Below are 13,270 nucleotides of genomic sequence, written 5' to 3'. Positions count from 1 at the left end.
GGTGAGATCCATGAAAGAAAAACTTGAGGCGTTATTACGTGCCGCCTTTGAATGCCGTGCGTCCGATGTGCATTTAACTGTCGGCGCACCGCCGATTTTTCGTGTAGACGGGGAACTGAAAGCATACGGCCATGAGCGGCTTCGTCCGGAAGAGACCGAACAAATGGCAAAAGCCATCATTCCACCGCCGCTTTGGCAGCAGTTTCAAGAAACAGGGGAGCTCGACTTTTCGTACGGCATAACCGGAGTTTCCCGCTTCCGTTTAAATGTGTTTAAACAGCGGTCGTGTGTTTCTTTAGCTGTGCGCCTCATTCCGATGCGCATCCCGACACTTGAGGAGCTTGGCATGCCGGCCGTCTTAAAACGCATCGCCGAAAGGCCGCATGGGCTCGTGCTTGTCACCGGGCCGACCGGCAGTGGTAAATCGACGACATTGGCAGCCATGATCGACTATATGAACAAAACGATGTCCAAACATATCATTACGCTCGAAGATCCGATCGAATATTTACATAAACATGGAAAATCGATCATCGACCAGCGTGAAATCGGGTTTGACACCGGCAGCTTTGCCGCTGGTTTGCGCGCTGCACTTCGCCAAGATCCGGATGTCATTTTAGTCGGGGAAATGCGCGATTTGGAGACGATTCAAACGGCGATCACCGCCGCGGAAACGGGGCATTTCGTATTAGGCACGCTGCATACGGCAAGCGCGCCGGCGGCGATCGAGCGGATGATTGACGTTTTTCCGTCGGCCCAGCAGACGCAAATTCGCTTGCAGCTCGCTTCCGTTCTTGTCGCAGTCATCGCCCAACGTCTGTTTCCGAATAGCCGGGGGAACGGACGAGTGGCAGCGTTCGAAATTTTAATCAATAATTCCGCGGTCGCCAACTTAATTCGTAATGAAAAAGAACATCAAATCGTTAACGTGATGCAAACAAGCAAAAACGTTGGCATGCAGACGATGGAAATGAGCATCAAAGAGCTTGTGGCCGACGGGCGCATCGATCCACGTGCAGCCGAGGCGTATTTGGTAGGGGAGCGTGGCGAACATGGCACAATTTAAGTACGAGGGGCGCGATCGGAGCGGGCGAAAAAAGGCGGGGATGATCACCGCCGTCTCGCGGCGCGAGGCAGCCATCAAACTGCGGGAAAAAGGGATTCGCCCGATGGTGCTTACTGAAGTGCCGCCATCGATATGGAACAAAGAAATTTCGTTCGGCCGCGCTGTGAAGCCGCAGCACTTTGTCATTTTTTTGCGCCAGTTTGCGACGCTCGTGCGCGCAGGGGTGACGATTGTTGACTCGGTTCATATTTTAGCCGAGCAGACCGAGAGCAAGTCGCTTGCTCGGGCGCTTTCGGACATCGAACAGTCATTGCGCGGCGGGAATCCGCTCTCGACGGCCGCGGCGCGCCATCCACGCCTGTTTCCGTCGCTGTTTGTCAACATGGTGCGCGCTGGAGAGGCGAGCGGAACGCTTGACGAGACGCTCGACCGTCTTGCTGATCATTTTGAAAAAATGCACCGGACGCGGCAAAAAATCGTCTCGGCGCTCGCTTATCCGATCGCTATTGCCATCATCGCCACGGCGGTCGTCATCTTTTTGCTTGTGGCTGTCGTGCCGGCGTTTGTGGAGATGTTTGCCGATTTTCACGCCGAGCTGCCGGCGATTACGAAGTTTGTGCTCAAAACAAGCAACGTGATGCAACATTACTGGTGGGCGATGGTGCTGCTGATCATGGGCGTATACGTATTGTTCATCGCTCTCCGGCAGCGAAAGGAGGTGAAGTATTATTTCGATTACGCAGCGATGCGGCTGCCGATTTTTGGCAAACTTGTGCAAAAGGCGGCGCTCGCCCGTATGACGCGAACGCTTAGCTCGCTCGTCTCGAGCTCGGTGCCGATTTTAGAGGCGCTGGCCATCGTCGGGCGCGTCGTTGAAAATGAAGTGATCGCTTCCGTCCTTGATGAAGCACGCACCGCCCTTGAGCGCGGCCAGTCGCTCGCCGAGCCACTCCGTCGCCATTGGGCGTTTCCGCCGCTTGTGGCGCAAATGATCGCCATCGGCGAACGGACGGGGGCACTTGACGCCATGCTCGGCAAAGTCGCCGACTTTTACGAAGCGGAAGTCGACGCCGGCACCGATCGCCTCAAATCGCTCATCGAACCGATCATGATCGTGCTGCTTGCTGGTGTTGTCGGGACTATCGTCACCTCCATCATCATACCGATGTATGATATTTTCGGTCGTGTCCAACAATAGTCAATAAGAATATATTCTTATTTTTATTTCCTCGTTATAGAATAGTAGGGGCAACATTCTAATTTAACAGAAAGGGAGAGGGAATGATGTTGAAGCGAATCATCAAAAACGAGCGTGGTTTGACACTCATCGAACTGCTCGCCGTCGTCGTCATTTTAGGGATTATCTCGGCGATTGCGGTTCCATCGATTGGGGGATTGATTGACAATTCGAAAAAGGATGCGCATGTCGCCAATGCGCAGCAAATGATCAATGCAGCGAAAATTGCAGTGACGGCGGATAAAAGTCTTATACCTGATGGCAGTAAGCCCGTAAAAATTGAACTGAAGAAACTAGAGAGCAATGGATATCTAGAAAAAGTAAAAGATCCAGATGGAGGAACTTATAATAAAACTGACTCGTATGTCATGATTAGCAATGATAATAATAAATTGTCTTACAGCGTTAAATTGATTAATGATAAACGGGGCGTTCAGAATGATAATGGAGAAGCTGTCAATGAAAATAAATTAGATCGTAAACAAGTTAGAAACAATTCATCTCAAAATCCTGAAAATAACTCCTTATGAGGACCATGGTCTTAAGCTATTTATTTATTATTTCCCTTCTCCTCGCCTCCTTTTTTAACGTCGTCGGGCTGCGGGTGCCGGTCGGGAAGTCGATCGTCCGGCCGCGGTCGCATTGTCCGGCGTGCGGGCGGACGTTGTCGGCGAGGGAGTTGGTTCCGGTTGTGTCGTATGTTGTGCAGCGCGGGCGGTGCAAAGGGTGCGGGGGGCGCATTTCCCCCCTTTACCCGGCGATGGAGCTCGCGACGGCTATCTTGTTTACCGCTGCACCAACGTGGGTCGGTTGGGGTGGACGGCTTATTATCGTTTGGACGTTGATTGCGCTTTTTGCCATTATCGTTGTTTCTGACCTTCGCTATATGCTCATCCCGGACCGGGTGCTTGTGGTATTTGCCGCCTTGTTTTTGATAGAACGGCTCTTCATTCCGTTTTTGCCGTGGATGGACATGCTCATTGGTGCGGCGGTGGGGTTTTTGTTGTTACTGCTGATTGCCGTGCTATCAAAAGGCGGGATGGGCGGCGGCGATGTAAAACTGTTTGCCGTGCTTGGATTTGTGCTTGGCTGGAAAATGGTGTTGCTCGCGTTTTTCTTGGCGGCATTGTATGGTACAGTGATCGGGTTGGTCGGCATGGCGCTCGGCCATGTGCGACGCGGCGTGCCGATGCCGTTTGCGCCGGCTATTGCGCTCGGGACGCTGACAGCGTTTTTCTTTGGCGAGGCGATGGTGCGTGCGTATCTTTCGCTTATGATGTAGGACGGTAGAAAGGAAGCAGACAACCATGGCGTTATGGCGGCGAAAGGCAAAACAAGCGAATATTGTCATTAAAGACCATGTCGTCCGTTGTGTGGAAGCGAAGCCGGGGAATCCGCCGGAGGCGAAGCGGTGGGGTGAGCGCGAACTACCGCCTGGCCTCATTCGCGACGGAAAAATCGTTGATGCGGAAACATTGGCGATGATTTTAGAGGAATGCGTCGACGAATGGAAGCTTGGCGGGCGGCGCGTCCGCTTTGTCGTCCCCGATCCGTTTGTCATGATCCGCACCGTGTCGCTTCCTCCTCATTTGCCGGACGATGACATTCGCGGATATTTGTTTATGGAACTTGGTGAATCGATCCCGCTTCCGTTTGCCGATCCGGTGTTCGACTACGCGGTGGTCGAACGGACGGAAGAGGCGCTAAACGTGCTATTGTTTGCTGCACCGGAGGAAGCGGTGGCGGAATATGCGGCGCTCCTTGAGGATGCTGATTTGCGGCCGGTGGCGGCCGACGTGTCGCCGCTTTGCGCTTACCGTCCGTTTTATGCCGCCGGACAAGCAGCGGCAGATGATCATATTTTGCTCGTGCAGCTTGATCGCTCGGCGGTGAATGTAAGTGCCTTTCACCGCCATTTGCCGCTGTTTATGCGCCATTTGCCGCTTGAGATGCTCGAGGAGCGAACCGTGCCGATCGTTGACCCGTTTGTGGATGTGTATAAGGAAATCGAGCGGATGATGAACTTTTATTCATTTTCTCTCCAACAAGGAAAACAGCAAATTACGCGCCTGTTCCTCATCGGTGATCACCCGCAGCTTGCCGATGCCTTCGCTGCCTTGGCGGAGCGGCTTGACGTACCGCCCGAGCGGCTTTCCTATTCACTCGATCCGCTGCCGGACCGGTATCATCTCGCCTGGGGGCTGGCGTTGAAAGAGGGAATGACTGACGATGATCGTTGACATCAACTTATTGCCGCGGAAAGAGCCGCGCCATACGTTCGGCGTCGTGTTGACGGTCTTGGTCATCCTTCTTCTCCTCATCGGCGCCGCCGGGGGATACTGGCTGATGGAACGTGCCAACAGCCGTCAAGCGGCGCTTGAAGCGGAATTGAAGCAAGTGCGCGCCCTGCAGGCCGCGACGGCCGCCAAACAGAAGGATGCCGAGCAACAGCAAGGGAGGCAAGAGCTGTCCAAGGCGGTGGAGTGGGCGAACCGCTATCCGTTTAAAACAGTGCCACTGTTGCGCGCGTTGACAAAAGAGTTGCCTGAGCGCGGCTTTATCATGAAATTTTCCTATGCCGACCGGCAGACGGTGACGATGACGGTTCAGTTTGATACCGCCGAAGAAGCGGCCTATTATTTAGCCCGGTTAGAGGCGGTGGACATAGTCAAAGAGGTGAAGCTGACAGAGGTTTCTGCCAGCAGCCAAAGCGGTGAAGTTGAGACGGAAATGATCGTGCCGCGCTATATGGCGCAATATGAGCTAAAAATCGGCCAAGCCGAAAAAAAGGAGACATCGCCATGACCGGTCGCGTAAACAAATGGCTAGCAGTTTCCATTGTATTGCTGCTTGTTGCCGCTGTCGGCACCGCGTTTTATTTTCTCTTGTTAGCGCCGCGCTACCAGGAAATTGACCGGCTCGCCGCCATGGTGCAAAGCGAGAAAAAAGTGCTCGCTGCCATGGAGCAAAACGTTTCGCCAAAGGAAGGAGAGGCGTTGGAAAGCCTCGCCGCGCTGCAAAAAAAAGTGCCGACCCGCCCGCTCATCGACCAACTGTTGCTTGAGTTTCAAAAGGCGGAGTACGTCTCGGACAGCTTATTGGTAAATATTCGCTTTTCCGAAAAGGAGCAGGTAAGCAGAGATGAAACGGGTGCTCCACCAACTAGTATTGAGACGGTGAGTGCGCAGCTGACGGTTCAGTCGCCATCGTATTACCAGCTTGAACGATTTTTAGAAACGTTAGAGCGGGCTGAGCGCATTATGGCCATTGAGTCGCTCACGTTTACCGGGCCGCCAGAGTTGACCTCAACGTCAACGGATATCCATCCGTTGACGTATTCGCTAACAGTTCGCGCCTTTTATGCACCGAAGCTTGAAAAATGGAAACAGCTCCTGCCGGCACGGGATGTTCCGCCGCCAGGCGACAAGGATAACCCGCTGACAGAAATCGCGCCATCGGTGAGTCCGTAGCTAGTCGGAGGGGCGACCATATTGGGGCGGGTAAAGCGTGGAATGACGCTCATCGAGCTCCTTGTTGTGTTGGCGATTGTCGGTATTGTCGCTGTGATTGAAAAGGCGCGCGAGCGGGCGTTTGTTTCCGATGCGTATGGCTTGTATGAGGTGGCGCGGCTGTATGTCGGCGCAGAAAGCGTCGAGTTTTTGCCGGCTCGTTCATCGGCGGTATTGTCCTATAGTGAACTGGTGAAACACGGCTTGCTTCACCCGATCCAAGATCCGTTTACCGGGAACGTACTATCCATAGAGACGAATCCGTCGTACGTGCTCGTGACGAAACAGGAAGGCGACGGGATCGACTATGCCGTTTGTTTGAAAGAGGAGACGAAGCAGCTTTGCGATTACCGGGGACGCGAACAGCCGATTCCTGTCGAGGCGTTAACAAGCGAAGCGATTCGTGACCGGTAATGTCGGAAAATGAAGAAAAGAAGCGGGAACAAGACGACAAATGTCTTGTTCTTTTTTTTTTCATTTATGGTAAGATGGGCGAAAGAAATCGAAGCACGAAGAAGGGTGGTGACAAAATGGACAAGCAGCGCTCGGGCATTACGGTGAACATTAACGGACATCCGCAGCCGTTTACGATCAGGCGCCCATCGGAAGGGAATCAGCCGGACGAGCCTAGGGAGCACCGATCTGAAGAGCGCCCTTCTGCAACTCCCGCCAATGATGGAAAACCGGCCGATCGTCATCAAGCGTGTTCGTCTCAAGCGGACGGTCGACAAACGGATGAAAATCAAAGAAACGGTCGGCAAATCGGTGAACAAAAGGCGGAAAAGCAGGCGTTTGAAACGGTCAAAGAGGAAGAAGCGGCCGCCCTGGAAGAGGTGGACGAACAAACCATCTCGATTTCAGAAGCGATTCAAAAAAAGAAGAAAGCCGGCCAAAAGCGGTGGGCGTGGCGATTGCCTCCGCATGCCAAGTCACTGTTTCTAGCGGCGGCGATTGCCGCTTTCGTTGGCATGGCGTTTGGTATGACGATGCTTCGCCTGATTCCGAAGGAAAAAGCAGAGCCGTCGCCGGCAGCTGAAGCGATGACGGAACTCGCCGAAGCTGGAACAGCGACGGATGGAGAACGTGAGGAAAGTACGATACCTGCGCCATTTTCGATCGCAGTGATTCAAGCCGGGGTTTATTCCGACTCTAAGGCAGCCGCACGAGCAGCCAAATCGATTCAAGAAGCGGGCGTGCCGGTCGTCATTGCCGGCCAGAAGCCGGCGGCGCTCTATATTGCGGTCGGCACGGATAAGGAAGGGTTGCGGGCGGTCAACAACAAATATCGTGAGGCTGTGCCAAGCACGTACGTGAAGGAGCTGGCGTTTGCTGCCGAAACGAAGGCGCGGTCGGATATCGTACAAAAAGGAGAGAAATTGTACGGAAATATGGCAGCGCTCTCTGCCGCTTTGCTTGCCGGCAAGGATGCAAGCAAAGAGGAATGGCAAGCGTTGAGCAAGGCGTACGGTTCGTTGGAAAAAAGCAAAGTATCAAACGACAAAACGGTTCAAAACTATGTCGAAGCGCTAAAGCAGGCGTATTTGGCGCTTGCCGCCTACAAAGAAAATCAAGACGAAGCGCTGCTTAGCAAAGCCCAACAACAGCTGCTTGAGGCGCTAAGCACGTATATGGAACTCGTGCCGTTGCGGAGCTAAAAACAGGCTCCGTTTTTTCTTTTTTGCTTCTTGACTGTGGAAAATTGTCTTCCGGTGAAAAATTTGCTACGATACAAATGAATCTTCCGAACCGAAGCGAAGGAAAGGAGAATGGTTCATGCCCCCACGGTTAGTACTTGCTTCCCGCTCCCCGCGCCGCAAACAGCTCCTCGAGATGACCGGTTGGCCGTTCGATGTGCAAGAAAGCCAAGCCGATGAAACGATCGCTCCTGGAACACCTCCTGAAGAAGCTGTTCAAATGCTTGCCCGCCGGAAAGTCGAGGCGGTCATGCCGTCGATACCCGATGCTTACATTCTCGGGGCTGACACGATGGTTGTGTACGGTGATCGCTTTTTAGGGAAGCCGCATACCGCCGAAGAAGCATTTGATATATTGCGCCTTTTGTCTGGGCGGACGCATGATGTGTGGACTGGTGTCGCCATTGCAACGCCGAATGGAGAAGTGGTGTCGTTCGCTGAAAAAACGGCGGTGACGTTTTGGGAGTTAAGCGAAGAAGAGATCGCCGCCTACATTGCGACCGGGGAGCCGATGGACAAGGCAGGGGCGTACGGTATTCAAGGACAGGCCGCCCTGTTTGTCAAACGGATTGAAGGCGATTATTTCAATGTCGTTGGCCTGCCGCTGTCGCGGACGGTAAGAGAACTGCGCCGATTCGGGTGGCCGTCGTCGGGAGCGTAGGCGTGCAAAACGTGGGCGGCTGGCCGCTCTTTGGGCAGGCCCAAAAAGCGTCCCTAAGCGGTGTTTGCTCCTCAATTGAAGGGGAGACGATGATCACAAAAAAAGGGGAGATACGATGACGTGGATGATTCGTGACGTGCCGAAAGACAGCCGGCCGCGTGAACGGTTGCTGGCATCCGGGCCGGAAAGCTTATCCGATCATGAGTTATTGGCGATTTTGCTGCGCACCGGGACGAAAGACGAGTCAGTCGTGCAGCTCGCCCAGCGTGTTCTCCAGCATTTTGAAGGGCTGAGGCTGCTGAAAGACGCGACGGTTGAAGAAATGACCAGCATTAAAGGAATTGGCCCGACGAAAGCGGTGCAAATTTTAGCCGCGCTTGAGCTTGGCCGGCGCATTCACCAGTCCGGCTACAATGACCGCTATGTCATCCGTTGTCCGGAGGACGGAGCCAAATACGTGATGGAAGATATGCGCTTTTTATCGCAAGAACATTTTGTTGCCATTTATTTGAATACGAAAAACCAAGTCATCCACCGCAAAACGGTATTCATCGGAAGTTTAAACGCCTCAATTGTCCATCCACGCGAAGTGTTTAAAGAGGCGATCAAACGATCCGCCGCCTCGGTCATTTGCGTGCATAATCACCCCTCTGGCGATCCGACCCCAAGCCGTGAAGACATCGATGTCACAAAACGGCTCGCTGAATGCGGACGCATTATCGGCATCGAACTCTTGGATCATCTCATTATCGGCGACCAAAAATTCATCAGTTTGAAAGAAAAAGGATACGTCTAACGGTTCTCATTTTTTGTCGAATCAGGTATAATATCAATTATGAGTTTTTCTGAATCTGCTTGGGCGGTGCTGTACAACTTATAAATGACTGACATCCGACCAATTTTGCCAATATAAAGATGATACGCATTTCGTTTCGGAAAGGAAGATCGACAATATGCTTGGGTTTGGAACAAAAGATCTTGGAATCGACTTAGGGACAGCGAATACACTTGTTTACGTAAAAGGAAAGGGCATCGTGCTCAGAGAGCCGTCAGTCGTTGCTATTCAGCGCGATACAAAGCAAATTGTCGCCGTTGGCAATGAAGCGAAAAACATGATCGGGCGCACGCCGGGCAACATTGTGGCGCTGCGGCCGATGAAGGACGGCGTCATCGCTGATTATGAGACGACAGCGACCATGATGAAGTACTACATCCGCAAGGCCATCAAAACGAAAGGGATATTTGCGAGCAAGCCGTATGTGATGGTATGTGTACCGTATGGCATCACAGCGGTCGAAGAGCGGGCGGTCGTTGATGCGACACGCCAGGCTGGAGCGCGCGATGCGTATACGATTGAAGAACCGTTTGCGGCGGCAATCGGTGCCAACTTGCCGGTATGGGAGCCGACCGGCAGCATGGTTGTTGATATTGGCGGCGGCACGACCGAAGTGGCGGTTATTTCGCTCGGCGGCATCGTGACAAGCCAGTCGATTCGCGTTGCCGGTGATGAAATGGATGAGGCGATCATCCAATATATCCGCAAAATGTACAATTTGATGATCGGCGAGCGGACGGCGGAAGCGATCAAAATGGAAATCGGTTCAGCTGGAGATGTAGAAGGAATCGGCAAAATGGAAATTCGCGGCCGCGACTTATTGACTGGGTTGCCGAAAACGATTGAAATTAGCGCGGAAGAAGTAGCAGAGGCGTTGCATGATACCGTTTATGCGATCGTCGATTCGGTGAAAAATACGCTTGAAAAAACGCCGCCGGAGCTGGCTGCCGACATTATGGATCGCGGCATTGTATTGACGGGCGGTGGGGCTTTGTTGCGCAATTTGGACAAGGTCATCAGCAAGGAAACGGACATGCCGGTCATCGTGGCTGAGAATCCATTGGATTGCGTGGCGATAGGCACCGGCAAAGCGCTTGACCATATTGACTTGTTCAAAAACAAGGCGAGAGACCATCGCTGACAGTAAGAAGGTGCTGACGCATGTCACAGTTTTTTGGAAATAAGCGCCTCATTTTTTTGCTTGTCAGCATTGTCATTCTTGTCATGTTGATCGGTTTTTCGTTGCGCAACCGTGAGGAACTGACATGGCCAGAGCAGTTTATTAAAGACACTGCTGGGGGTATTCAGCTTCTGTTTGAGAAGCCCGCACAGTTTGTCGCGGGCTTCTTTGAAAATGTGAACGACCTCCGCCATACATATGAGGAAAACGAGGTATTGAAAGCAAGGCTTGAGGAATATACGGCACTGCAGACAGAGGTCGAGGCGCTGCGCCAGGAAAATGAGCGGCTGCGCGAGCTGCTTGATAAAAAGGAGAGCTTGCGCGACTTTATTCCGATTCAGGCAACAGTGATCGGGAGAAACCCGGAGCGTTGGCGGGAGACGATCATTGTCAACAAAGGAATTCAGCATGGGGTCAAAAAAGATATGGCGGTCATTACCCCGGCCGGGCTTGTCGGCAAGGTGCAGCACGCTTCCCAATTTACGTCCACGGTGCAACTGTTAAGCGCGCTTGATCAAAACAACCGCATTTCCGCCTACGTCCAAGGGAATGAAAATGTATTTGGGTTAATCGAAGGGTACGATGAAAAGCGGCGTGAACTAGTGCTCGGCGAAATTCCGATTGATGCCGAAGTGAAAAAAAAGCAAAAAGTGTTGACTTCCGGCCTCGGTGGTGTGTTTCCGAAAGGATTGCCGATCGGCGAAGTGACCGAGGTCAAACCAGATCAGTACGGACTGACGCAAATCGTCTATGTCAAACCGTTTGCCAACTTGTATGATATTGACGATGTAATGATTGTGAAACGAAAAATCGATAAGACACTGCAAGAAGAGGAGGAGGCAAAGTGAAAAAGTGGCAGCTCCCTTTCCTTGCGGTGTTATGTTTTGTCAGCGAAAGCATTTTTGTTGATGTATGGCCGAAGGGTGACTTATATATTCGCTATTTTTTTGTGCCCCGTTTTTTTCTCGTTTTTTTAGTGCTAATGGCTGTTTACCTTGGCGGGACGCGGGCGATGGGCTACGGCTTCATTTTCGGGTTCCTATATGATTGCATCTATACGGAACTGCTCGGTGTTAACGCCTTTGCCTATACGCTCATCGCCTATATAGCGGGCAAAGCAACAAAATGGTTTCACCAGAGCTGGGCGGTTGCGTTTTTGTTATCGGTGTTGGCTATTGCCCTGCTTGACAGTTATGTGTACGGCATTCAGCTGTTGATCGGGCGGACAGATTGGTCGTTTTCTGTTTTTTGGGATCGCCGGTTATGGCCGACGCTGCTGTTAAACATCGCATTTTTGCTCATCTTCTCGTACCCGCTCGGACGGTGGCTGACCAAAATTCGCCGATTGGAGCAGGAAGAATAAAAGAGGAAAAACGGCCCGTTCTGTAGAATTATTCGTTGGGGTGAACGTTGTGGCAAAACAAAAGCAGCAGTACGTGACGATTAAAGGGACGAAAGATGGGCTGACGCTGTATCTTGATGACCGCTGCTCGTACGATGATTTAATGAAAGAAATTGAGGAGCGTCTCGTCAAACGCTCCAGCGTCGCGGCCAACAGCCCGCTCGTCTCCGTTCATCTGAAAGTTGGAAATCGCTACTTAACGCCCGCCCAAGAGGAGGAGTTGCGAGCGCTCATCCGCCGTTCGAAAAACTTGGTCGTCGATTCGATCGAGAGCAATGTGATATCGAAAGCAGAAGCGATCGAATGGGTACAGAAAACGGAAATCGTCACTGTCTCGCGCATTGTTCGTTCCGGGCAAGTGCTTCACGTCGAGGGGGATTTGCTGCTGCTCGGTGATGTGAACCCCGGTGGAACGGTGATTGCCGGAGGCAACATTTTCATCCTCGGCGCCTTGCGCGGCATCGCCCATGCTGGATACGCTGGGAATAAAGAGGCGATCATTGCCGCGTCAGTGATGAAGCCGATGCAGCTGCGCATCGGCGATGTCATGAATCGTGCTCCCGATTACAAAACGGACGAAAGAAATGAAATGGAATGTGCTTATATTAATGAACATAATCAAATTGTTGTTGACCGCCTGCAGCTGCTCATGCATTTGCGGCCGAATTTGACGCGCTTAGAAAGGAGAATGTAACCGTGGGAGAAGCGATCGTCATTACTTCCGGGAAGGGCGGTGTCGGCAAAACGACGACGACCGCGAACCTTGGGACGGCCCTCGCCATTTTGGGGAAGCGGGTGTGCCTCGTCGATACGGACATCGGGCTGCGCAACCTTGATGTCGTGTTGGGGCTTGAAAACCGAATTATTTATGATTTAGTGGATGTCGTTGAAGGACGCTGTACGGTACAAAAAGCGCTTGTCAAAGATAAGCGGTTCGATAACCATTTGTATTTGCTGCCGGCGGCGCAAACGAGCGATAAGTCGGCGGTCAATCCGGAACAGATGAAAGAGATGATCGAGCAGCTGAAGCAAGAATACGATTATGTGCTCATCGACTGTCCAGCCGGCATTGAGCAAGGCTACCGCAATGCCGTCGCCGGTGCGGATGAGGCGATCGTCGTCACGACACCGGAAGTATCGGCCGTTCGCGATGCGGATCGCATCATCGGCCTGCTTGAAGCGGAAGAGCACGTCAAGCCGCCACGCCTCATCATCAATCGCATTCGCAGCAATATGGTGAAAAACGGAGATATGTTGGATGTTGATGAAATTGTCATGCACTTATCGATTGAGCTGCTCGGCATTATCGTCGACGATGAAAACGTGATCAAAGCGTCTAACCGCGGCGAGCCGATCGTCCTTGACCCGAACAGCAAAGCGTCAATCGCTTACCGCAACATCGCGCGCCGTATTCTTGGCGAGTCAGTGCCGTTGCCGCCACTTGAGGAAGAAGAGAAAGGACTGTTCTCTAAGATTCGGAAAATCTTTAGTTTGAAATAGAGGAATGGGGCAATTCCGAGGGGAAATTGCCCTTTTTGTTTTGCTCATCGTTCGAGGAAGGCTCCGGCATACAGCGGCTCAGCATGAGAGAATATGGGGGTAAAAGGAAAACCCAAAAGGCCGTTTGCCCTCAACAAAACATCAGATATAGACTGACGGATTCGTTTGATATGTGTATATGGTGGT

Annotated in this window: 16 protein-coding genes; all 16 read left to right on the top strand. The window is 52.3% G+C overall.

Annotated elements, in window-relative coordinates; genetic code table 11:
* Positions 1-10: 10 nt before the first annotated feature.
* Positions 11-1,066, top strand: coding sequence for a type IV pilus twitching motility protein PilT (locus IC804_RS05025; RefSeq protein ID WP_008881087.1), 1,056 nt, complete (start codon positions 11-13; stop codon positions 1,064-1,066).
* A complete protein-coding gene (locus IC804_RS05020; RefSeq protein ID WP_081156941.1) occupies positions 1,053-2,264 on the top strand; it encodes a type II secretion system F family protein in 1,212 nt (403 codons plus the stop codon). The genes IC804_RS05025 and IC804_RS05020 overlap by 14 nt, the downstream gene beginning before the upstream one ends.
* An 86-nt stretch (positions 2,265-2,350) precedes the next feature.
* A complete protein-coding gene (locus tag IC804_RS05015) occupies positions 2,351-2,833 on the top strand; it encodes a type II secretion system protein (protein ID WP_171355523.1) in 483 nt (160 codons plus the stop codon).
* Positions 2,830-3,585, top strand: coding sequence for a prepilin peptidase (locus IC804_RS05010; protein ID WP_008881084.1), 756 nt, complete (start codon positions 2,830-2,832; stop codon positions 3,583-3,585). The genes IC804_RS05015 and IC804_RS05010 overlap by 4 nt, the downstream gene beginning before the upstream one ends.
* Before the next feature lie 25 nt (positions 3,586-3,610).
* Positions 3,611-4,543 (top strand): type IV pilus biogenesis protein PilM, encoded by a 933-nt coding sequence (gene pilM / locus IC804_RS05005; RefSeq protein WP_008881083.1) that lies wholly within the window; start codon positions 3,611-3,613, stop codon positions 4,541-4,543.
* Positions 4,533-5,108 carry a PilN domain-containing protein gene (locus IC804_RS05000; protein ID WP_008881082.1) on the top strand — a complete coding sequence of 192 codons (576 nt, stop codon included), beginning with the start codon at positions 4,533-4,535 and terminating at the stop codon, positions 5,106-5,108. The genes pilM and IC804_RS05000 overlap by 11 nt, the downstream gene beginning before the upstream one ends.
* The gene (locus IC804_RS04995; RefSeq protein WP_011887912.1) at positions 5,105-5,773 is read left to right on the top strand and encodes a pilus assembly protein PilO; all 669 of its coding nucleotides are present in this window, start codon (positions 5,105-5,107) and stop codon (positions 5,771-5,773) included. Before IC804_RS05000 ends, IC804_RS04995 begins: the two co-directional genes overlap by 4 nt.
* An 18-nt stretch (positions 5,774-5,791) precedes the next feature.
* On the top strand, positions 5,792-6,226 hold the full coding sequence (locus IC804_RS04990) for a type II secretion system protein (RefSeq protein WP_029760654.1): 435 nt from the start codon (positions 5,792-5,794) through the stop codon (positions 6,224-6,226).
* Positions 6,227-6,342: 116 nt separating this feature from the next.
* Complete coding sequence (locus tag IC804_RS04985) at positions 6,343-7,467, top strand: hypothetical protein (protein WP_008881079.1); 1,125 nt, start codon at positions 6,343-6,345, stop codon at positions 7,465-7,467.
* A 118-nt stretch (positions 7,468-7,585) separates the two neighbouring features.
* Positions 7,586-8,167 carry a Maf family protein gene (locus IC804_RS04980; protein ID WP_008881078.1) on the top strand — a complete coding sequence of 194 codons (582 nt, stop codon included), beginning with the start codon at positions 7,586-7,588 and terminating at the stop codon, positions 8,165-8,167.
* A 115-nt stretch (positions 8,168-8,282) separates the two neighbouring features.
* A complete protein-coding gene (gene radC, locus IC804_RS04975) occupies positions 8,283-8,963 on the top strand; it encodes a RadC family protein (RefSeq protein WP_008881076.1) in 681 nt (226 codons plus the stop codon).
* A 157-nt stretch (positions 8,964-9,120) separates the two neighbouring features.
* Entirely contained in the window at positions 9,121-10,143 is a 1,023-nt protein-coding gene (locus IC804_RS04970; RefSeq protein ID WP_008881075.1) for a rod shape-determining protein, read from the top strand.
* 20 nt (positions 10,144-10,163) lie between these two features.
* The gene (mreC, locus tag IC804_RS04965) at positions 10,164-11,030 is read left to right on the top strand and encodes a rod shape-determining protein MreC (protein WP_008881074.1); all 867 of its coding nucleotides are present in this window, start codon (positions 10,164-10,166) and stop codon (positions 11,028-11,030) included.
* A complete protein-coding gene (gene mreD, locus IC804_RS04960) occupies positions 11,027-11,545 on the top strand; it encodes a rod shape-determining protein MreD (RefSeq protein ID WP_011887910.1) in 519 nt (172 codons plus the stop codon). The genes mreC and mreD overlap by 4 nt, the downstream gene beginning before the upstream one ends.
* A 40-nt stretch (positions 11,546-11,585) precedes the next feature.
* Positions 11,586-12,278, top strand: coding sequence for a septum site-determining protein MinC (gene minC, locus IC804_RS04955; protein WP_008881071.1), 693 nt, complete (start codon positions 11,586-11,588; stop codon positions 12,276-12,278).
* A gap of 2 nt (positions 12,279-12,280) precedes the next feature.
* Positions 12,281-13,084 carry a septum site-determining protein MinD gene (gene minD / locus IC804_RS04950; protein ID WP_008881070.1) on the top strand — a complete coding sequence of 268 codons (804 nt, stop codon included), beginning with the start codon at positions 12,281-12,283 and terminating at the stop codon, positions 13,082-13,084.
* Positions 13,085-13,270: the final 186 nt, after the last annotated feature.

Origin of the sequence: Geobacillus sp. 47C-IIb (genome assembly GCF_014679705.1) — a bacterium.
GTDB classification, from domain to species: domain Bacteria; phylum Bacillota; class Bacilli; order Bacillales; family Anoxybacillaceae; genus Geobacillus; species Geobacillus thermodenitrificans.
Note: the sequence above shows the minus strand (reverse complement) of the source record. Positions and strands in the feature narration are given on the sequence as shown.

Excerpts from the sequence above, each read along its gene's own strand:
- IC804_RS05025 (WP_008881087.1), top strand. The coding sequence starts at position 11 with ATGAAAGAAAAACTTGAGGCGTTATTACGTGCCGCCTTTGAATGCCGT.
- IC804_RS05020 (WP_081156941.1), top strand. The coding sequence starts at position 1,053 with ATGGCACAATTTAAGTACGAGGGGCGCGATCGGAGCGGGCGAAAAAAG.
- IC804_RS05015 (WP_171355523.1), top strand. The coding sequence starts at position 2,351 with ATGTTGAAGCGAATCATCAAAAACGAGCGTGGTTTGACACTCATCGAA.
- IC804_RS05010 (WP_008881084.1), top strand. The coding sequence starts at position 2,830 with ATGAGGACCATGGTCTTAAGCTATTTATTTATTATTTCCCTTCTCCTC.
- pilM (WP_008881083.1), top strand. The coding sequence starts at position 3,611 with ATGGCGTTATGGCGGCGAAAGGCAAAACAAGCGAATATTGTCATTAAA.
- IC804_RS05000 (WP_008881082.1), top strand. The coding sequence starts at position 4,533 with ATGATCGTTGACATCAACTTATTGCCGCGGAAAGAGCCGCGCCATACG.
- IC804_RS04995 (WP_011887912.1), top strand. The coding sequence starts at position 5,105 with ATGACCGGTCGCGTAAACAAATGGCTAGCAGTTTCCATTGTATTGCTG.
- IC804_RS04985 (WP_008881079.1), top strand. The coding sequence starts at position 6,343 with ATGGACAAGCAGCGCTCGGGCATTACGGTGAACATTAACGGACATCCG.
- IC804_RS04980 (WP_008881078.1), top strand. The coding sequence starts at position 7,586 with ATGCCCCCACGGTTAGTACTTGCTTCCCGCTCCCCGCGCCGCAAACAG.
- radC (WP_008881076.1), top strand. The coding sequence starts at position 8,283 with ATGACGTGGATGATTCGTGACGTGCCGAAAGACAGCCGGCCGCGTGAA.
- IC804_RS04970 (WP_008881075.1), top strand. The coding sequence starts at position 9,121 with ATGCTTGGGTTTGGAACAAAAGATCTTGGAATCGACTTAGGGACAGCG.
- mreC (WP_008881074.1), top strand. The coding sequence starts at position 10,164 with ATGTCACAGTTTTTTGGAAATAAGCGCCTCATTTTTTTGCTTGTCAGC.